This is a genomic window from Secundilactobacillus similis DSM 23365 = JCM 2765 (assembly GCF_001311075.1).
Lineage (GTDB): Bacteria > Bacillota > Bacilli > Lactobacillales > Lactobacillaceae > Secundilactobacillus > Secundilactobacillus similis.
Genome location: NZ_BBAD01000011.1, coordinates 23,526 through 43,480, shown reverse-complemented (window position 1 = coordinate 43,480; position 19,955 = coordinate 23,526). Strand labels below are relative to the sequence as shown.

Here is a 19,955-nt window from a genome sequence, read left to right as displayed (position 1 = left end):
TTTGGTCGATGTCAATAAGTTCGAAAGCATGCAAATTGGACTTGCATCGTCTGACAAGATTCGGAGCTGGTCATTTGGTGAAGTTAAGAAGCCAGAAACCATCAACTACCGAACCTTAAAGCCAGAAAAAGACGGACTGTTCGATGAACGTATCTTTGGCCCAACTAAGGACTGGGAATGTGCTTGTGGTAAGTACAAGCGGATCCGGTACAAGGGTGTCGTGTGTGACCGTTGTGGTGTTGAAGTTACGCGTTCTAAAGTTCGTCGTGAACGGATGGGACACATTGAATTAGCAGCACCAGTTACTCACATTTGGTATTTCAAAGGGATTCCTAGCCGGATGGGCTTGGTCCTTGATATGAGCCCTCGCTCATTGGAAGAAATCATCTACTTTGCTTCATACGTGGTTATCGAACCAGGTAACACACCATTGGAAAAGAAGCAGTTGCTTTCTGAACGTGAATACCGTGATAAGAAAGCCGAATACGGCAATGGGTTTAGCGCTGAAATGGGTGCTGAAGCCATCAAGAAGTTGTTACGTGACGTGGATCTTGAAAAAGAAGTCACTGAACTCAAGGAAGAATTGAAGGAAGCTACTGGCCAAAAGCGGACGCGTGCCGTTCGTCGTTTGGACATCTTGGAAGCCTTCCTGACTTCCGGTAACAAGCCGGACTGGATGGTAATGGATACTATTCCAGTTATCCCACCTGATCTCCGGCCAATGGTTCAATTGGAAGGTGGCCGTTTCGCCACTTCTGACTTGAACGACTTGTACCGTCGGGTGATCAACCGTAACAACCGGTTGAAGCGGTTATTGGACTTACATGCACCTGGGATTATCGTTCAAAACGAAAAGCGGATGTTACAAGAAGCCGTTGATGCTTTGATCGATAACGGTCGTCGTGGCCGTCCAGTTGCTGGTCCTGGTAACCGGCCATTAAAGTCTCTTTCACACATGTTGAAAGGGAAGCAAGGTCGGTTCCGTCAAAACTTGCTGGGTAAGCGTGTCGATTACTCAGGCCGTTCCGTTATTGACGTTGGTCCATCACTTCGAATGAACCAAATGGGCTTGCCAGTGCCAATGGCAATGGAATTATTCAAGCCATTTATCATGAAGGAATTGGTTAGCCGTGGGTTAGCTTCTAACATCAAGAACGCCAAGCGTAAGATCGATCGTCAAGACGATGATATCTTTGACGTTTTAGCTGATGTTATCCGTGAACACCCCGTTCTGTTGAACCGGGCCCCTACGCTTCACCGTTTAGGGATTCAAGCGTTCGAACCAGTGTTGGTTAGTGGTAAGGCAATGCGGTTACACCCATTAGCCTGTGAAGCTTACAACGCCGATTTCGATGGGGACCAAATGGCCATTCACGTGCCGCTATCTGATGAAGCGCAAGCTGAAGCGCGTTTGCTGATGCTTGCTGCCCACCATATTTTGGCACCTAAGGATGGGAAGCCCGTTGTGGCCCCATCTCAAGATATGGTTATCGGGAACTACTACTTGACTATGGAAGAAGCCGGTCGTGAAGGCGAAGGCATGATCTTCAAGGATAAGGACGAAGCTGTGTTGGCTTACAACAACAACTTGGTTCACTGGCACACCCGTGTCGGGATCCAAACGTCATCCTTAAAGAACAAGCCATTTACCGATGAACAAAAGGGCAAGATCATGGTCACGAGTGTTGGTAAGTTGATCTTTAACGACATCTTACCTAAGTCGTTCCCATACTTGAACGAACCAACAACGACGAACTTGAACGGCCACGTGCCGGATAGCTACTTCTTGGAACCAGGCGAAGACATCTTCGATCATTTACGTGATGCCGAAGTTGTTAAGCCATTCAAGAAAGGCTTCTTGAGTGACATCATTGCTGAAGTTTACAAGCAATACAAAGTGACTGAAACGTCACTCTTACTTGACCGGATGAAGGACTTGGGTTACAACGAATCGACCGTTCTGGCTTGACTGTCGGAATCGTCGACGTGACCGAAGTACCTGATAAGCCACAAATCATCGATGACGCCCACAAACAAGTGGCAACGATCACCAAGCAGTTCCGTCGTGGTTTGATTACCGACCACGAACGTTACGAACGGGTTATCGGGGTTTGGAACGATGCGAAGGATAACTTGCAAGACAAGCTGATCCATAACTTCGAACAACAAAACCCAATCTTCATGATGAGTGACTCCGGTGCTCGTGGGAATATCTCTAACTTTACGCAACTTGCCGGGATGCGTGGTTTGATGGCTGCGCCTAACGGGGCAATCATGGAATTGCCTATCACCGCAAACTTCCGTGAAGGCCTCTCTGTTTTGGAAATGTTTATCTCGACCCACGGTGCCCGTAAAGGGATGACCGATACGGCCTTGAAGACTGCAACTCAGGTTACCTGACTCGTCGTTTGGTCGATGTGGCGCAAGACGTTATTGTGCGTGAAGAAGATTGTGGTACCGATCGTGGTTTGACGATCAGTGCAATCAAGAATGGTAACGAAATGATCGAACCATTGTACGACCGGATCCTTGGCCGTTACACGATGAAGTCGATCTACGACCCAGAGACTGGTGACTTGATCATCGGCCGTAACCAAATGATCGATGAAGACATCGCTCAAAAGGTGATCGATGCCGGTGTTGAAACCGTCACGATTCGTTCGGTCTTCACTTGTAACACTGCCCACGGGGTATGTGAACACTGTTACGGTCGGAACGTTGCCACTGGCGACCCAGTTGAAATTGGCGAAGCAGCCGGTACGGTTGCCGCTCAATCAATCGGTGAACCTGGTACGCAATTGACCATGCGTAACTTCCATACCGGTGGTGTTGCCGGTAACGCCGATATCACCCAAGGGCTTCCTCGTATTCAAGAAATCTTTGAATCTCGGAACCCTAAAGGTAAAGCTGAGATTACGGAAGTTACTGGGACGGTTGAATCAATCGAAGAAAACCCAGCTGAACGGACGACTGAAATCACCATTAAGGGTGAAGCTGATACTCGGAGCTACACGTTACCGATTACCGCTCGTCTTAAGGTGACTGAAGGCGACTTTGTCCACCGTGGCGCTGCGTTGAACGAAGGGTCTGTTGATCCTAAGGAATTGATTCGCGTTCGTGACGTTTTATCTACTGAAAACTACCTACTCCACGAAGTTCAAAAGGTCTACCGGATGCAAGGTATTTCCATCTTGGATAAGCACGTTGAGATCATTGTTCGTCAAATGCTTCGTAAGGTTCGGGTCATGGATCCGGGCGATACGGACGTCTTACCTGGGACGTTGCTGGATATTAAGGACTTCAAGGAACATAACTACCAGACCTTGGTTTCTGGTGGCATTCCTGCGACTGCCCGTCCAGTTATCTTAGGGATCACGAAGGCTGCCCTTGAAACCAACAGTTTCTTGTCAGCTGCGTCATTCCAAGAAACAACCCGTGTCTTAACTGATGCTGCGATCCGTGGTAAGAACGATCCTCTGATCGGTCTGAAAGAAAATGTTATCATTGGGAAGATTATTCCAGCTGGTACCGGGATGCCGGACTACCGGAAGATCAAGCCTAAGGAAGTTGGCGGCTCTGCCACTGATGGCGTCTATTCAATCAATGAATTGGAACGTCGGATGAAGGAAGAAGAAGCTAAGTAAACATTTAGAAAAGGCTCGAAAGTCAGTTGGCTTTCGGGCCTTTTTGCGTACATAATTGGTTTTGTAGAAGAGAGACTTACTGTGGGGGATGCGTCATTAAATCGGAAAAGTTATTAAACATGATTTATATCCTATTAAATCATGATCAAGTGACAGCCGAACAATTATTGGAACAGTTAGCCGTTTCGGTGCGAACAATTTATCGCTATATTGATACGCTGAGTGCTGCGGTCATTCCAATCTATACGTCACATGGTAGAAATGGTGGTATTTCGTTTTTACCAGAATTTAAAATTAGTAAAGCACTCGTTAATAAGGACGAGCAGATCGATATATTAACGTCGTTGAAGAATATGCGGGACCTAGATGTTCAAGATGATCAAACATTGACTAAGTTATCGGCCGTTTTTCAGCAATCACCAGTCGACTGGTTGAAGATTGACCCAACCGCTTGGCGGAAAGACGATGTGCAAGAAGTGATTCTTGCACAATTAAGGTCGGCAATTCTCAATCACTAGTTTATTAACTTTCAGTATTTGAACGCCAAAAATGAGGTTTCTAATCGTGAAGTTTACCCGTTTCGGGTGGTGTTCAAGAACAATGCGTGGTATCTGACGGGTTATTCAATTGAACGCAAAGCGACTTGCAGCTTTAAATTGACCAGATTGAGTGACCTAAATGTCGAACAAACGGACCATCCGGAAGTAACCGGTCAACCGTGGTTAACTGAATCAACGGTACAATCGACCCCAGTGCCGCAAATTCAGGTGAGATTGCGGTTGGCGGAGCGGTTAAAGTACCGGGTTTTTGAGGCGTTTCCGAAATCGGATATCAACCAAAACAAGTCGGGCGAGTTTGAAGTTGTAACAATGGTTAATGAAGGTGACTGGATGGTGACCTACTTATTGTCATTTGGGAGCGGGTTGACGGTCTTGGCACCTCAATCGTTAAGAGATCAATTGCGAAGTGAAGTTCAAAAAATTTTGGCGAATTATTAAAAGCTGACAGACCCTGTCAAGTAAATCCCTGTATGATTCAGTCATTGGGTTGAGGCGACGTTAATTGGACGAAACGGTTATTGTCGTATGGTTAAGCAATGCCTCAATCTGATGATCAATTTTGAAAGCAGGTCGATACAATGACAACTTATCCAGATGGTTATAATCAATATTCAATCTATTTTTTAAATCTCATGATGCAAGGGATGCAAGCTGATGTTGCTGCTGAGACATTCTGGGACGCAATTTCAGACGAGACCACGTTCACGTTCCATGACCATTTTCCGGGATTCCCACATCAAATGACGAAAGCAGCGTACAAAACGTGGTTTGAAGCCTACGATGCACCGGAAACCGGCGCTGAATTCGCCAATATCTACAGAGACACTACTGCAGGGGTGACGACGTTGATCATGGATTACGCCGTACACTACAAGCAAGGTCCTGGCATGAAGTTTCTTTCGATTGTTAAGATTCAAAATAAACGCGTTATCAAATGGGACGATTATCTGGACACGGCGAACCTTAATTAGCATGGTCGGATTGATAACTATTCAAAGACAGCCTCGGTTCAACAGTCGGTATTTAGCAGTTGAGCTGAGGCTGTTTTTATCTGTCAAAATCTCACCAAATTAACAAACACCAATGTTAAATAACCAGCAGTTAAAAACGGGATAAATGGTAGCTGTCGTTGTCCGCTAACGATGGCGACTAGTAGCGCCGTACAACTGGCAATCAACAACAGCCAGGCAAGGTGGTAAAGGTTGAATAGAATTGCAAAACTTAAACCTAAATCGACATCACCGGCGCCAAAGTAGCGATTGGTATCAGGTAGTAGTTGAAAAAGTAGCCAACAAGCGATTAAGCCAACGTGCCACCACGTCAGATTAGAGAGGTGCGTGAGACTCGCACAAAGCATGACGAGGTAGAAATACAAACTTGGCACTCGCATTGTTGCCAAGTCGTGCAGACTCATGAAGCACAATAGGCCACCAATCAACGTCATGCAGGTGGCTGTCAGCGTTGGTTGCCAAGCAATTGCCAGTAGGCCGAAATAACCTTCAACGATTAAAGTCCATGGTGTGATGACGGTTCGGCAATAGCGACAGCGGCCGCGTAAGTAAAGATAAGAAATGATGGGGATTAACTCCCCCCAACCTAGCTGATGTTGGCAGTGATCACAGTAGGAACGCGCAGGGGTGAGACAGGTTTGACCGATCTGAACCCGACTGAAAGTGGCGAACAGAAATGAACCGATAACTGTCCCGATAATGAGTTGTGCAAATAAAGCCATGATGTCACTCCTTTCAGTTAACTACGTGCGCAATACGGAGGGAGTTTTTACGGATAAAAGGCAGATCAGTTAACATAGCGTTAACCAGTGTGAAATCAGAAGTTATCGTTGACAGTCCCAAATTGCCATGGTATTATTTTAAAGGTGCTTTTTGTAGACCGGTTTCTGCTACGCAGACATGCTGACGGAAAACATAGCACGACTTATACGTGCATCTGGCTTTTATTTTTACCCAAAAATGAATCACCTGGATGTGTGGACTTAAAATCTAAATTAGACAAAAGGAAGGAGGACTCTTAGATGCCTACAATCAACCAATTGGTTCGTAAAGGTCGTAAATCTAGAAGTTCTAAATCAAATGCCCCAGCTTTGAACTATGGGTATAACAGTTACAAGAAGAAGCAAGTGAACAATCCTGCACCCCAAAAGCGTGGTGTGGCTACCCGTGTCGGTACGATGACACCAAAGAAGCCTAACTCTGCTTTGCGGAAGTACGCTCGTGTTCGTTTGTCGAACTTGATCGAAGTGACTGCCTACATTCCTGGTATCGGTCACAACTTGCAAGAACATAGTGTTGTTTTAATTCGTGGTGGTCGTGTTAAGGATTTACCTGGGGTACGTTACCACATCATCCGTGGTGCTTTAGATACTGCCGGTGTTGACGATCGTCGCCAAAGCCGTTCTAAGTACGGTACAAAGAAGCCTAAGGCTTAAGATAATACTAAGTTCCAACAAGGAGGATATTAAGTAATGCCAAGAAAAGGAAACGTCCAAAAACGTGAAGTCCTTCCTGATCCAATCTACAACTCAAAGATGGTTACTCGTTTGATTAACCGCTTGATGTTAGATGGTAAGCGAGGCACTGCATCACAAATTTTATATGGTGCATTTGATTTAATTAAGACTGAAACTGGCAACGATCCAGTTGAAGTATTTGACGAAGCAATGAAGAATGTTATGCCTGTTCTGGAAGTTAAGGCTCGTCGTGTTGGTGGTTCTAACTACCAAGTTCCGATCGAAGTTCGTCCAGATCGTCGTTCAACTTTAGGCCTTCGTTGGCTTGTTCAATACTCACGTTCACGTGGGGAACACACAATGACTGAACGTCTTGCACGTGAAATCATGGATGCTGCCAACAACACTGGTGCATCAGTTAAGAAGCGTGAAGATACGCACAAAATGGCCGACGCCAACCGTGCATTTGCTCACTACCGCTGGTAATCAGCAAATTGTCTCGCTGTCAGCACCGATTGTGGTGGACAACGCCGCATAGTTAAATTGATGTTGATAGTGATTGTTTGGGATGGCTAAATTAAGACCTTAATATAGCCATCCCTTTTTTATAAAAATGTGATTAAACTGAGAGGAGTTACAGATTTAACATGGCTAATACACGAGCTTTTCCACTAGAAAAGACCCGTAACATCGGGATCATGGCCCATATCGATGCTGGTAAGACTACCACGACTGAACGGATCTTGTACTATACTGGTAAGATTCACAAAATTGGTGAAACCCATGATGGTGCTTCACAAATGGACTGGATGGAACAAGAACAAGAACGTGGGATCACGATCACTTCCGCAGCCACTACGGCCGAATGGAAGGGTCACCGGATCAACATCATTGATACCCCAGGGCACGTGGACTTCACTGTCGAAGTTGAACGTTCATTGCGTGTTTTGGATGGTGCCATTGCCGTTTTGGATGCCCAAGCCGGTGTTGAACCCCAAACCGAAACTGTTTGGCGTCAAGCTTCTGACTACGACGTTCCCCGTATCGTCTTTGTTAACAAGATGGACAAATTGGGTGCTGATTTTGATTTCTCAGTTAACTCAATCAAGGAACGTCTCCAAGCTAACGCTTTAGCAATCCAAATGCCTATTGGTGCCGAAGACGACTTCGAAGGATCATCGACTTGATTGAAATGAAAGCCGATATCTACGATGAAGACGAATTAGGTGCTGAATGGGATACGGTTGAAATTCCTGATGAATACAAGGAAGAAGCTCAAAAGCGTCGCGATACGATGATTGAAGAATTGGCCGACGTTGATGACAGCATTATGGAAAAGTACCTTGAAGGTGAAGAAATTTCCATTCCTGAAATCAAAGCAGCTATCCGTAAAGCAACCTTGAACCTTGAATTATTCCCAGTTCTTGCTGGTTCTGCCTTCAAGAACAAGGGTGTTCAAATGTTGATGGATGCCACGGTTGACTTCTTGCCATCACCATTAGACGTTAAGCCTTACAAGGCCACTAACCCTGATACTGATGAAGAAGTTGAATTGAAGGCCAATGACGATGCACCATTCGCCGCTTTGGCATTCAAGATCGCTACTGACCCATTCGTTGGTCGTTTGACGTTTATCCGGGTTTACCAAGGTACTTTGGAATCTGGTTCATACGTCTTGAACTCAACGAAGGACAAGCGTGAACGTGTTGGTCGTTTACTTCAAATGCACTCAAATCACCGTCAAGAAATCCCAGAAGTCTTCTCTGGTGATATCGCTGCGGCCATTGGTTTGAAGAACACCACTACTGGTGATTCATTGACCGATGTTGATCACCCATTGCACTTGGAATCAATGGAATTCCCTGAACCAGTTATTCAGGTTGCCGTTGAACCTAAGACGAAGGCTGACCAAGATAAGATGAACAACGCCTTACAAAAGCTTTCTGAAGAAGATCCTACTTTCCGGGCCGAAACTAACCCTGAAACTGGTGAAACTTTGATCGCCGGGATGGGTGAACTTCACTTGGACATCATCATCGACCGGATGAAGCGTGAATTCAAGGTTGAAGCAACTGTTGGTGCACCTCAAGTTTCATACCGTGAAGCCTTCACTAAGCAAACTTCCGCACAAGGTAAGTTTGTTCGCCAATCTGGTGGTAAAGGTCAATATGGTGATGTTTGGATCGAATTTACCCCTAACGAAGAGGGTAAAGGGTTCGAATTCGAAGACGCTATCGTTGGTGGGGTTGTTCCTCGTGAATACATCGCATCAGTTGAACAAGGTGTTAAGGAATCAATGGAAAATGGTGTTCTTGCCGGCTACCCATTGATTGACTTGAAGGCCAAGTTATACGATGGTAGTTACCATGAAGTCGATTCTAGTGAAGCTGCCTTTAAGGTTGCCGCTTCTATCGCTTTACGTAACGCTTCGAAGACTGCCGCACCAGTTATCTTGGAACCAATCATGAAGGTCGACATCCTTGTACCAGAAGAGTACATGGGCGATATCATGGGCCAAGTTACTGCACGTCGTGGTCGTGTTGACGGGATGGAAGCCCGTGGGAACGCACAAATGATTCACTCATTCGTGCCATTGGCCGAAATGTTCGGTTATGCCACTACTCTTCGTTCCGCATCACAAGGCCGTGGTACTTTCACCATGACTTTCGATCACTACGAAGCTGTTCCAAAGTCTATTCAAGAAGAAATCATCAAGAAGAACGGTGGCAACCCAGCCTAACCGGATCTTCACTACAAAAAGAGTCTCCGCTTGCGGAGGCTCTTTTTGTGTTTATTACACTGTTGTTTGTGTCCAGCGTAAGTGTTGGGTGCAGTTTTGAGTGTCGGCTGTTTGTCATCGCTTCGCTCGCCAAAGCCGCACGAAAACCGGTGCTCTCAGGCTACAAAATTCGGCGCCACTTAAACTGTCATTTCTAGGGTTCCTGAAGTTGTAGAAACTTGCCAACCACGCGCTTTCTGGCCACCACGCCGAATGGTGCTGCGCGAGACTGAGAGCTGCATGTAAGTGCACTTCGATAAAACCGCCAGACCCGGGCGCTTTCACCGAAGTACCCTTACACTACGCTCTCAACCCGTCTCGCTCCGCACACTGTCGCTGGACACAAACGTCAGCACAAACATTCAATTAACAAAATTATTAAATTATGGCAAATCTCTCAATTAACTCTGTTAGAACACTGATAGTTGTGTTAAAATTCAATTAAATTATAATTATTTTTACAATAACTGTAATTGAAAAAATACATATTTATATACGCGCGGTGTTAACCGAGTCGAAAGATTCTGGACCCAGCGCGCCCCGCGTTGGCCTCAACCTGCTGATAAGGTTGGTATTTAACGCCGCAAACGTGTTTTGTAAGGGGCAGGTAAACAATACCGCACGTTTGATGCAATTAATTAATACACGCAGCAGTTCAGATAGACTACCAGTTGGATAAATGGTGATCAATGCACTGCCATCGTCGTTTGGTGACATGAGAGCGCCGGCGTACGAACTACGCACCACGTGTATTTAACTATGTTTTGGAAGGAGCGCTTCAAATGGCAAAAGATCTTAGAATCAATAGCCACGTATACGATGGCATCGTGAAAGCCCCAAACCGGGCGATGATGCGGGCAACCGGGATGAAGGATGACGACTTCAAGAAACCCATCGTTGGTGTGGTTAGTACTTGGGCTGAAAACACCCCCTGTAACATTCACCTTCGTGGGTTAGGGGACACGGTTGAAGAGGGGGTTAAAGCCGATGGTGGCTGGCCCGTTCAATTTGGTGCGCCAACCGTTTCAGATGGGATCTCAATGGGGACCCAAGGGATGCGGTTCTCATTACCATCTCGTGACGTGATCGCCGATTCAATGGAAGTTTCAATCATGGGACATAACTGCGACGCCTTCGTTGCCGTTGGTGGCTGTGATAAGAACATGCCTGGTAGTGTGATTGCCATGGCAAATGCAGATGTGCCATCAATCTTCGTTTATGGTGGGACGATCTTACCTGGGAACTTAGATGGTAAGGATATCGACTTGGTTTCCGTATTCGAAGCGGTTGGTCAATGGAACGATGGTAAGATTTCATCTGATGAAGTCTCTGCTATCGAATGTAACGCTTGTCCTGGACCTGGTGCTTGTGGTGGGATGTACACTGCCAACACGATGGCTTCCGCAATTGAAGCTTTGGGCATGAGTTTACCAGGCTCAGCGTCACACCCTGCTGTCACGGAATTGAAGAAGCAGGATTGCGAAAAGGCTGGGAAAGCCGTTTTGAAGTTGATTGAAAACGATATTCGGCCACATGACATCTTAACTCGAGAAGCATTTGAAAACGCCATTACCGTCGTTATGGCCTTGGGTGGTTCAACCAACTCTGTGTTGCATTTATTGGCAATTGCGCACGCTGCAAACGTTGATTTGACCATCGAAGACTTCAACACGTTCCAAAAGAAAGTGCCTCACTTGGCTGACTTGAAGCCGAGTGGCCAGTACGTGATGAAGGACCTCTTTGACGTTGGTGGTGTTTCAGCAGTTATGAAATACCTCTTGTCAAAGGGCATGCTTCACGGCGACTGCTTAACCGTTACTGGTAAGACGTTAGCTGAAAACTTGGCTGGCGAACCAGACTTGAAGCCTGGTCAAAAGATCATCGCGCCATTGGAGAACCCACGTCGGGCTGATGGCCCACTGATCATCTTGAAGGGGAACCTGTCGACTGAAGGGGCTGTCTGCAAGGTGTCTGGGTTGAAGGCGCGTCGTCATGAAGGTCCCGCGAAGGTCTTCAACAATGAAGAAGATGCTGTGGACGCCGTATTAGCTGACGAAGTTGTTCCTGGCGACGTTGTCGTTGTCCGGTTCGTTGGCCCTAAGGGTGGCCCTGGGATGCCAGAAATGCTGTCTCTGTCAGGTCTGTTAGTTGGGAAGGGCCAAGGTGAAAGCGTGGCCTTGCTGACTGATGGTCGGTTCTCTGGCGGGAGTCACGGATTCGTGGTTGGTCATATCGCCCCTGAAGCACAAGATGGTGGTAACATCGCCTTGCTGCAAGACGGTGACATTGTTGTGATTGACCAAGATACGCGTGAGTTGACCATGAAGGTTTCTGACGAAGAATTAGCTAAACGGCGGGCTAAGTTGGTCTTACCACCACTTTACTCACGTGGCGTTCTTGGTAAGTATGCGCACTTAGTTTCTAGCGCTGCTAAAGGGGCAACCACTGATTTTTGGAAAAAAGATGAACAATAAACTGATAGTATGACGCTACCAAGCCAGAGTAATCTGGTTTGGCTACATAATAGATAGGAAAGGTTAGATCAACATGCGTGATGACATTAAAACCAACGACCGAGCGGCAGCAATCGGTGATCAACTTGAGGCAGCCTTTGAAGCGGTTATGGAACCCGAACTCGGGGTCGATATTTATAACCTTGGTTTCATTTACGAAGTGTCGCTGGATGATAACGGTCATTGCAGTGTCACGATGACCTTTTCGGAAATGGGCTGTGCTTGTTTGGGGACGGCACCGGAAGAAATCAAAACCGAGTTAAAGAAAATTGATCAGATTAACGACGTCTCAGTCGATATTGTCTGGAAGCCACTATGGCAAATGACCAATATCAGTCGTGTCGGCCGGATTCAATTAGGAATCGCCGTTCGGTAGTTAATGGGAGTAGCACTGCTTAGAAAGCCGTTTTAGTGGCTTCTGGGCGGTGCTTTTTGTTTGCCTGAAGGAAATGGTAGTTGGGCAGAGAAGGTTGGTGGTCGCTTACGATCAAGTGGTGGACGCTGACGTTGCCAAACGATTCAAAATAGTGTAAAGTAGTACCTTGTGACCGACATAAGTGAACCCAGCACGTTCAAAGTTCTTGCAAAACTACTATAGTATTATGAAGTAATCGTTAACTGGTAACCTAATGAATGAGCGACCAATGCATAATGGCTGATTTAATGCAGTGACTATGCAAAAAGTACCCAAGCATTTAGATACTTACACAAATTACTGTGTAAGTGAGTGACCACGCGGATTCGGGATTGAAAAAAATTACCGAAAATCCTTGTCAAACGGGGATTTATTTTGTATCATAGATAGGTGCTGAATTTCCGGGGCATGCCCCTAGGAGCTTCGCATAGCAAAGCGTTGATGTGAAAGGTTGCGGCACACCCGGCCGCTTTGCCACGGGGTGTGACGGTAATTTTCACGGAGTTAGTCTTATTTTCAAAATAGACGTAAGGAGGGAATCCAATGGCAAAACAAAAAATTCGTATCCGTTTGAAGGCTTACGAACACCGTATCTTAGATCAATCTGCAGAAAAGATTGTTGAAACTGCAAAGCGTACAGGTGCTGAAATTTCAGGACCAATTCCATTACCAACGGAACGTACGATTTACACGGTGCTTCGTTCACCACATAAGTTTAAGAAGTCGCGTGAACAATTCGAAATGCGCACTCACAAACGGTTGATCGATATCGTTAACCCAACGCCAAAGACAGTTGACTCATTAATGAAGTTAGACTTGCCTTCAGGTGTGGATATCGAAATCAAGTTATAATTTAAAGGGTCAAATAAATAAAATTACATTATATCGGAGGTGTACTCATGACCACTAAAGGAATCTTAGGTAAAAAAGTCGGTATGACGCAAGTCTTCACTGAAAATGGCGAATTAATTCCAGTTACTGTTATCGAAACCACTCCTAACGTTGTGTTACAAGTTAAGACGGTTGCCAATGACGGTTACGATGCCATTCAATTAGGTTACGAAGACAAGCGCGATGTTTTAAGTAACAAACCCGAAAAAGGTCATGCAGCAAAAGCAAACACGACTCCTAAGCGCTTCATTCATGAAATCAGAGATGTTGAGCTAGGAGACTACAAGGTAGCAGACGAAGTCAAGGCAGACATTTTTGAAGCCGGTGAGTACGTTGATGTCACTGGTACTACAAAAGGTCATGGTTACCAAGGTAACATTCACAAGGACGGCCAAAGTCGTGGACCTGAAACCCACGGTTCTCGTTACCACCGTCGTCCAGGTTCATTAGGTGCCGTTATCAACCGGGTATTTAAGGGTAAGCTCTTACCAGGCCGGATGGGTAACAACACTCGGACGATCCAAAACTTGAAGATCGTACGTGCTGATGTTGAAAACAATGTTTTATTGGTTAGCGGGAACGTTCCTGGCGCCAACAAGTCATTCGTTGAAATCAAGAGTGCCGTTCGCGCACCTAAGAAATAAGAAAGGAGGAAACGTAAATGACTAGTGTTACTTTATTTAAGCAAGACGGTAGCCAAAATGGTGACGTTACTTTAAACGATGCCATTTCGCCGTTGAACCAAACGAAAACGTCGTATTTGACACTGTTTTGATGCAACGTGCTTCACTTCGTCAAGGTACTCATGCGGTTAAAAACCGTAGTGCAGTTCGTGGCGGTGGCAAGAAGCCTTGGCGTCAAAAGGGTACTGGCCGTGCACGTGCCGGTTCGACACGTTCACCAATCTGGGTTGGTGGTGGTACCGTATTCGGTCCTACACCACGCTCATACGCTTACCATCTTCCAAAGAAGGTTACGCGTTTAGCATTGAAGTCAGTGCTTTCACAAAAGGTCATTGACAATAGTTTAGTTGTTGTTGATGCATTCAGCTTTGATCAACCAAAGACGAAAGACTTTGCGGCATCATTAGCTAGCTTGAACGTTTCAACTAAAACTTTAGTGGTTCTTGAGGAAGATAACAAGAATGCAGAATTAGCCGCTCGTAACTTAGCTAACGTTAAGGTTATCGATGCTAAGGGGATCAACGTACTTGATGTCATTAACAGTGACAAGCTCGTCTTGACCCAAGCTGCTCTTTCTCAAATCGAGGAGGTGCTCGCATAATGGAAGCACGCGATATTATTTTACGCCCAGTCATTACTGAAGCATCTACCGCTTTACTTGATGACAAGCGTTACACGTTCGACGTAGACGTTCGTGCTACGAAGACCCAAGTTAAAAAAGCAATCGAAGAAATCTTTGACGTTACTGTTGTTAAAGTTAACATCATGAACGTTAAGGGTAAGCTGAAGCGTCAAGGCCGTTACGAAGGCTACACTAAGAAGCGTCGTAAGGCTATCGTGACCTTGTCAGCTGATTCAAAAGAAATCAAGTTATTCGGCGAAGAATAACAATTTATTAATATAGGAGGAAATCAACGTGGCGATTAAAGTATACAAACCAACCAGCAATGGTCGGCGTAATATGACTAGCATTGACTACAGCCAAGTTATCACGAAGTCAAAGCCAGAAAAGTCATTACTCGAATCACAGAGTCACACTGCCGGCCGTAACAACTACGGTCACAAAACGGTTCGTCACCGTGGCGGCGGTAACAAGACTCAATACCGGATCATCGACTTCAAGCGTACTAAAGATGATGTTACTGCAACGGTTAAGGCTATCGAATACGATCCAAACCGGACTGCTAACATTGCATTGTTAGTTTACTCTGACGGTGTGAAGACTTACATCTTAGCACCTAAGGGCCTTAAGGTTGGCGATAAAGTTCAATCTGGTCCAGATGCCGATATCAAAGTTGGTAACGCATTACCATTAAAGAACATTCCTGATGGGACAACGATTCATAACATCGAATTGAAGCCAGGTAAGGGTGGACAATTAGTTCGTTCTGCTGGTGCCTCAGCTCAATTGTTAGGTAAAGAAGGCAAATATGCCCTTGTTCGTTTAACTTCTGGTGAAGTTCGGATGATTCTTGCCGTTAACCGTGCCACTATCGGTACTGTTGGTAACGAAGAACACGGCTTGGTCAACGTTGGTAAAGCCGGTCGTAACCGTTGGGTTGGCAAGCGTCCACAATCTCGTGGGTCTGTTATGAACCCTAACGATCACCCTCATGGTGGTGGTGAAGGTAAAGCGCCTATCGGTCGTCCATCACCATTATCACCATGGGGTAAGAAGACTGCTGGTAAGAAGACTCGTTCTACCAAAGCACGTTCAAACAAGTTTATCGTTCGCCGTAAGGGTCGGAAGTAATCAACTTGTTGCTTAAGAAATCTCACTCATAAGGAGGGTAATCTAATGGGTCGTAGTTTAAAAAAGGGACCATTCGCTGATGAACATCTTTTGAAGAAGATCGATGCACAAAAGGATCAAGATAAGAAGACGGTTATCAAGACTTGGTCACGTCGTTCAACGATTTTCCCAAGTTTCATCGGCTTCACGATCGCTGTTTACGATGGTCGTAAGAACGTTCCAGTGTTCATTCAAGAAGACATGGTTGGTCACAAGTTAGGTGAATTTGTACCAACTCGTACTTTCCGTGGCCATTCTGGCGACGATAAGAAGACAGGAAAATAATAAGGAGGATTAGCTAATGGCTGAACAAGTGACATCAGCAAAGGCAACTGCGAAAACAGTTCGTATTGCCGCACGTAAGGTCCGCCTTGTCGTTGATCTTATCAGAGGTAAGAGCGTGGCCGAAGCGATTGCTATCTTGAAGTTCACCCCTCGTGGTGCTTCACCAATCGTTGAAAAAGTTTTACTTTCAGCAGTTGCAAACGCTGAAAACAATTTTGACTTAGATCGCAGTGATTTAGTTGTCAGCGAAGTCTTTGTCAACGAAGGACCAACCCTTAAGCGGTTCCGTCCTCGTGCCAAAGGTTCTGCTTCACCAATCAACAAGCGTACAAGTCACATCACAGTAGTCGTATCTGAAAAATAGGAGGGATAACGCGTGGGTCAAAAGATTAATCCAACCGGATTGCGTGTCGGCATTATTCGCGACTGGGAAGCAAAGTGGTATGCTGAAAAAGAATTTGCTGCTTACCTTGGCGAAGACCTCAAAATCCGCAAATATATCGAAAAGCGCCTTGCAGATGCCTCAGTCTCAACGGTAGAAATTGAACGTGCCGCTAACCGCGTCAACATTTCAATTCACACCGCTAAGCCTGGTATGGTTATTGGTAAAGGTGGGTCAGAAGTTGAAAATCTCCGTAAGGAATTGAACAACTTAACTGGCAAACGAGTACACATCAACATCATCGAAATCAAGAAACCTGATTTGGATGCAAAATTAGTTGGTGAAAACATTGCACGTCAACTTGAAGGCCGTGTTGCTTTCCGTCGTGCAATGCGTGGGGCAATGCAACGGACGATGCGTTCTGGCGCCAAGGGGATCAAAACCCAAGTTGCTGGTCGTTTAAACGGTGCAGATATGTCTCGTGTTGAAGCTTACTCAGATGGCACTGTGCCTTTGCATACTTTACGTGCAGACATTGATTACGCCTGGGTTGAAGCACACACAACTTACGGTTCATTAGGTGTTAAGACTTGGATCTACCGTGGCGAAATTTTGCCAACTAAGCCTAACGCTGACCAAAATAACAACAAAGGAGGGAAATAAACATGCTAGTACCAAAGCGAGTTAAGCACCGTCGTGAGCACCGCGGTAAGTTACGTGGCGCTGCTAAAGGTGGCAAGTCAGTTGCTTTCGGTGAATACGGTTTGCAAGCATTAGATTCAAGCTGGATCTCAAACCGTCAAATCGAAGCTGCTCGTATTGCCATGACGCGTTACATGAAGCGTGGTGGGAAAGTTTGGATTAAGATTTTCCCTCACAAGTCCTACACTGAAAAAGGTGTCGGCGTTCGTATGGGTAATGGTAAAGGGGCACCTGCAGGTTGGGTTGCACCCGTTAAACGTGAAAAGGTAATGTTTGAAGTCGGTGGCGTTTCTGAAGAAGTTGCACGTGAAGCTTTACGCTTAGCTGCCATGAAACTGCCAGTTCGCACGAAGATCATTACGCGCGAGGAAGTAGGTGGCGAATCAAATGAAGGCTAATGAAATTAAAGAATTAACCACTGCTGAAATGCTTGAAAAAGAAAAAGGCTACAAGGACGAATTATTCAACCTTCGTTTCCAATTAGCTACTGGTCAATTGGAAAACACTGCTCGTTTGAAGCAGGTTCGTAAGAATATTGCACGGATCAAAACTGTGCTTCGTCAACAAGAATTAAGCAAGTAGACTACGATAAGGAGGAATAATTAATGGCTGAAGAACGTAATGCTCGTAAGACATACCGTGGCCGTGTTGTTTCAGATAAGATGGACAAGACGATCACTGTTGCCGTTGAAACTTACAAGAATCATCCAGTATATGGTAAGCGGATCAAGTACACTAAAAAGTACAAAGCCCGTGACGAACAAAACGTTGCCAAGACTGGCGACATTGTTGAAATCATGGAAACTCGTCCATTATCTAAGACTGTTCGTTTCCGACTTCTTGAAGTTGTTGAAAAGGCAGTTATTATCTAGTTTCGACAATTTATCGTATTCTGCTTTACTTAAAAGTGAAAGGAGGACACTACGGTGATCCAACAAGAATCTCGTTTGAAAGTCGCTGACAATTCTGGTGCCCGGGAAATTTTAACTATTAAAGTTTTGGGTGGCTCAAAGCGCCGTTACGCAAGTATCGGGGACGTGATCGTTGCTACGGTTAAACAAGCAACACCAGGTGGCGTTGTCAAAAAGGGACAAGTTGTTAAAGCAGTTGTCGTTCGGACAACTTCTCGTGTACGTCGTGCCGATGGCTCATACATCAAGTTTGATGAAAATGCTGCGGTATTAATCCGTGATGATAAGAGTCCACAAGGCACTCGTATTTTCGGACCAGTTGCGCGTGAATTGCGTGACAATGATTACATGAAGATTGTTTCTTTAGCACCAGAAGTGCTTTAATCGTTTCGAAAATAAGGAGGTGCCAAACAGGATGTTCATTAAAACTGGTGATAAAGTTCGCGTGATCAGTGGTAAGGACAAGGGTAAAGAAGGAACTGTTAAAAAGACCCTTGCTGCCAAGGACCGTGTCATCGTCGAAGGCGTTAACATGATCAAGAAGCATCAAAAAGCTTCTCAAGCCAATCCTCAAGGCGGCATCATTGATACTGAAGCACCAATTCACGTATCTAATGTAATGCTACTTGATCCTTCAACTAACGAACCAACCCGTGTTGGTTTCCGTGTTGAAGACGGCAAAAAAGTTCGTTTCGCCAAGAAGTCCGGCGAAATCATTAAGTAATTAAGGAAGGAGGATTATCAAACTAATGGCTAATCGTTTACAAGAGAAGTACACTAATGAAATCGTTCCATCAATGATTGAAAAGTTTAACTACACTTCAATCATGCAAGCGCCAAAGCTTGACAAGATCGTGTTGAACATGGGTGTCGGTGACGCCACTGCCAACGCAAAGAACTTGGATGAAGCAGTTGAAGAACTTGGATTAATTGCTGGTCAAAAGCCGTTAATCACTAAGGCTAAGAAGTCAATCGCCGGTTTCCGTTTACGTGAAGGTAACGCAATCGGTGCCAAGGTTACATTACGTGGCCAACGTATGTATGAATTCTTAGACAAGTTAGTTAACGTTTCTTTACCACGTGTTCGTGACTTCCATGGTATCAGCTCCCGCGCCTTTGATGGTCGTGGTAACTATACGCTTGGTGTTCGTGAACAATTAATCTTCCCAGAAATCAACTACGATAACGTTAACCGTGTTCGTGGTCTTGACATTGTTATTGTAACAACTGCCAATACTGATGAAGAATCACGCGAGTTGTTAACTCAACTTGCATGCCATTTACTAAGTAAGGAGGGTATTATTGTGGCTAAAAAATCAATGATTGTTAAGAGTCAGCGTCCTGCTAAATACTCGACACAAGCTTATACGCGTTGCGAACGTTGTGGTCGTCCACATTCAGTTTATCGCAAATTCCACTTATGCCGACTTTGCTTACGGGATCTTGCCCACAAGGGTCAAATTCCTGGCATGAAGAAAGCTAGCTGGTAAAAAGTACACTATAAAGGAGGATAAACGTTAATGTCTATGACTGACCCAATTGCAGACTTCTTGACTCGGATCCGGAACGCCAACATGGTTTACCACGAATCATTAGAAGTGCCTGCATCAAAGATGAAGCGCGACATCGCCGAAATCTTGAAGCGTGAAGGTTCATTCGCGACGTTGAATATATCGAAGACAACAAGCAAGGCATCATCCGCGTATTTCTTAAGTACGGCCGTGACAAGCAACGTGTCATTTCTGGTTTGAAGCGTATTTCAAAGCCAGGGTTACGTACTTACGTTAAGTCAGATGCTGTTCCTAAGGTCCTTAACGGTTTAGGAATTGCCATCATCTCAACATCTGAAGGTGTTGTGACTGACAAAGAAGCCCGCGCAAAGAAAATCGGTGGCGAAGTACTCGCCTACGTTTGGTAAACTTTTAATAAGT

The 19,955-nt window shown here is 45.4% G+C and carries 21 protein-coding genes and 5 pseudogenes; 25 read left to right on the top strand and 1 reads right to left on the bottom strand.

Features of this window, described 5'->3' with window-relative positions; all coding sequences use genetic code 11:
• The first annotated feature begins 1 nt into the window (after position 1).
• The 4 genes and pseudogenes from rpoC to JCM2765_RS04060 all read left to right on the top strand — a co-directional run bounded on the left by rpoC (position 2) and on the right by JCM2765_RS04060 (position 5,175).
• Positions 2 to 3,644, top strand: a pseudogene (gene rpoC, locus JCM2765_RS04075) (DNA-directed RNA polymerase subunit beta').
• A gap of 119 nt (positions 3,645 to 3,763) precedes the next feature.
• Positions 3,764 to 4,162 (top strand): helix-turn-helix transcriptional regulator, encoded by a 399-nt coding sequence (locus tag JCM2765_RS04070; protein WP_054734071.1) that lies wholly within the window; start codon positions 3,764 to 3,766, stop codon positions 4,160 to 4,162.
• A 3-nt stretch (positions 4,163 to 4,165) separates the two neighbouring features.
• Positions 4,166 to 4,642: a helix-turn-helix transcriptional regulator gene (locus JCM2765_RS04065; protein WP_082404988.1), complete on the top strand. Its 477-nt coding sequence runs from the start codon at positions 4,166 to 4,168 to the stop codon at positions 4,640 to 4,642.
• Positions 4,643 to 4,782: 140 nt separating this feature from the next.
• On the top strand, positions 4,783 to 5,175 hold the full coding sequence (locus JCM2765_RS04060; protein ID WP_054734065.1) for a hypothetical protein: 393 nt from the start codon (positions 4,783 to 4,785) through the stop codon (positions 5,173 to 5,175).
• Between the two features lie 83 nt (positions 5,176 to 5,258).
• Here the strand turns inward: JCM2765_RS04060 and JCM2765_RS04055 are convergent, their stop codons facing one another.
• Positions 5,259 to 5,936, bottom strand: a complete 678-nt coding sequence (locus tag JCM2765_RS04055; protein ID WP_054734062.1) for a prepilin peptidase — start codon at positions 5,934 to 5,936, stop codon at positions 5,259 to 5,261.
• 300 nt (positions 5,937 to 6,236) lie between these two features.
• On the opposite strand from JCM2765_RS04055, the gene rpsL reads away from it, so the two are divergent.
• The 21 genes and pseudogenes from rpsL to rpsH all read left to right on the top strand — a co-directional run bounded on the left by rpsL (position 6,237) and on the right by rpsH (position 19,942).
• Complete coding sequence (gene rpsL / locus JCM2765_RS04050; protein WP_054734059.1) at positions 6,237 to 6,650, top strand: 30S ribosomal protein S12; 414 nt, start codon at positions 6,237 to 6,239, stop codon at positions 6,648 to 6,650.
• A gap of 36 nt (positions 6,651 to 6,686) precedes the next feature.
• Positions 6,687 to 7,157: a 30S ribosomal protein S7 gene (gene rpsG / locus JCM2765_RS04045; RefSeq protein WP_054734056.1), complete on the top strand. Its 471-nt coding sequence runs from the start codon at positions 6,687 to 6,689 to the stop codon at positions 7,155 to 7,157.
• Positions 7,158 to 7,318: 161 nt separating this feature from the next.
• Positions 7,319 to 9,411 (top strand): annotated as a pseudogene (gene fusA / locus JCM2765_RS04040) (elongation factor G).
• An 821-nt stretch (positions 9,412 to 10,232) separates the two neighbouring features.
• On the top strand, positions 10,233 to 11,924 hold the full coding sequence (gene ilvD / locus JCM2765_RS04035; RefSeq protein WP_054734053.1) for a dihydroxy-acid dehydratase: 1,692 nt from the start codon (positions 10,233 to 10,235) through the stop codon (positions 11,922 to 11,924).
• A gap of 73 nt (positions 11,925 to 11,997) precedes the next feature.
• Positions 11,998 to 12,339: a metal-sulfur cluster assembly factor gene (locus JCM2765_RS04030; RefSeq protein WP_054734051.1), complete on the top strand. Its 342-nt coding sequence runs from the start codon at positions 11,998 to 12,000 to the stop codon at positions 12,337 to 12,339.
• A 582-nt stretch (positions 12,340 to 12,921) separates the two neighbouring features.
• Positions 12,922 to 13,230, top strand: coding sequence for a 30S ribosomal protein S10 (rpsJ, locus tag JCM2765_RS04025; protein ID WP_054709151.1), 309 nt, complete (start codon positions 12,922 to 12,924; stop codon positions 13,228 to 13,230).
• Between the two features lie 47 nt (positions 13,231 to 13,277).
• Positions 13,278 to 13,913, top strand: coding sequence for a 50S ribosomal protein L3 (rplC, locus tag JCM2765_RS04020; RefSeq protein ID WP_054734049.1), 636 nt, complete (start codon positions 13,278 to 13,280; stop codon positions 13,911 to 13,913).
• Between the two features lie 17 nt (positions 13,914 to 13,930).
• Positions 13,931 to 14,553: pseudogene (gene rplD / locus JCM2765_RS04015) on the top strand (50S ribosomal protein L4).
• The gene (gene rplW, locus JCM2765_RS04010) at positions 14,553 to 14,840 is read left to right on the top strand and encodes a 50S ribosomal protein L23 (RefSeq protein ID WP_054734046.1); all 288 of its coding nucleotides are present in this window, start codon (positions 14,553 to 14,555) and stop codon (positions 14,838 to 14,840) included. The pseudogene rplD and the gene rplW overlap by 1 nt, the downstream one beginning before the upstream one ends.
• 28 nt (positions 14,841 to 14,868) lie before the next feature.
• A complete protein-coding gene (gene rplB, locus JCM2765_RS04005; RefSeq protein ID WP_054734043.1) occupies positions 14,869 to 15,705 on the top strand; it encodes a 50S ribosomal protein L2 in 837 nt (278 codons plus the stop codon).
• A gap of 45 nt (positions 15,706 to 15,750) precedes the next feature.
• Positions 15,751 to 16,029, top strand: a complete 279-nt coding sequence (gene rpsS / locus JCM2765_RS04000; protein ID WP_054734040.1) for a 30S ribosomal protein S19 — start codon at positions 15,751 to 15,753, stop codon at positions 16,027 to 16,029.
• A 16-nt stretch (positions 16,030 to 16,045) separates the two neighbouring features.
• On the top strand, positions 16,046 to 16,393 hold the full coding sequence (rplV, locus tag JCM2765_RS03995) for a 50S ribosomal protein L22 (RefSeq protein WP_054734036.1): 348 nt from the start codon (positions 16,046 to 16,048) through the stop codon (positions 16,391 to 16,393).
• A gap of 12 nt (positions 16,394 to 16,405) precedes the next feature.
• Entirely contained in the window at positions 16,406 to 17,074 is a 669-nt protein-coding gene (gene rpsC / locus JCM2765_RS03990) for a 30S ribosomal protein S3 (protein WP_054734033.1), read from the top strand.
• A 2-nt stretch (positions 17,075 to 17,076) separates the two neighbouring features.
• Positions 17,077 to 17,511 (top strand): 50S ribosomal protein L16, encoded by a 435-nt coding sequence (rplP, locus tag JCM2765_RS03985; RefSeq protein ID WP_054734030.1) that lies wholly within the window; start codon positions 17,077 to 17,079, stop codon positions 17,509 to 17,511.
• Positions 17,501 to 17,695, top strand: a complete 195-nt coding sequence (gene rpmC / locus JCM2765_RS03980; RefSeq protein WP_054734027.1) for a 50S ribosomal protein L29 — start codon at positions 17,501 to 17,503, stop codon at positions 17,693 to 17,695. Before rplP ends, rpmC begins: the two co-directional genes overlap by 11 nt.
• A 23-nt stretch (positions 17,696 to 17,718) precedes the next feature.
• Positions 17,719 to 17,985: a 30S ribosomal protein S17 gene (rpsQ, locus tag JCM2765_RS03975; RefSeq protein ID WP_054734026.1), complete on the top strand. Its 267-nt coding sequence runs from the start codon at positions 17,719 to 17,721 to the stop codon at positions 17,983 to 17,985.
• Between the two features lie 54 nt (positions 17,986 to 18,039).
• Positions 18,040 to 18,408 (top strand): 50S ribosomal protein L14, encoded by a 369-nt coding sequence (rplN, locus tag JCM2765_RS03970; RefSeq protein ID WP_054734024.1) that lies wholly within the window; start codon positions 18,040 to 18,042, stop codon positions 18,406 to 18,408.
• A 31-nt stretch (positions 18,409 to 18,439) separates the two neighbouring features.
• Positions 18,440 to 18,748 (top strand): 50S ribosomal protein L24, encoded by a 309-nt coding sequence (rplX, locus tag JCM2765_RS03965; RefSeq protein ID WP_054734022.1) that lies wholly within the window; start codon positions 18,440 to 18,442, stop codon positions 18,746 to 18,748.
• Positions 18,749 to 18,773: 25 nt separating this feature from the next.
• Positions 18,774 to 19,315, top strand: a pseudogene (gene rplE, locus JCM2765_RS03960) (50S ribosomal protein L5).
• Positions 19,316 to 19,343: 28 nt separating this feature from the next.
• Positions 19,344 to 19,514 (top strand): type Z 30S ribosomal protein S14, encoded by a 171-nt coding sequence (locus JCM2765_RS17010; RefSeq protein WP_304621893.1) that lies wholly within the window; start codon positions 19,344 to 19,346, stop codon positions 19,512 to 19,514.
• Positions 19,515 to 19,544: 30 nt separating this feature from the next.
• A pseudogene (gene rpsH, locus JCM2765_RS03955) lies at positions 19,545 to 19,942 on the top strand (30S ribosomal protein S8).
• The last annotated feature ends 13 nt before the right edge of the window (positions 19,943 to 19,955 follow it).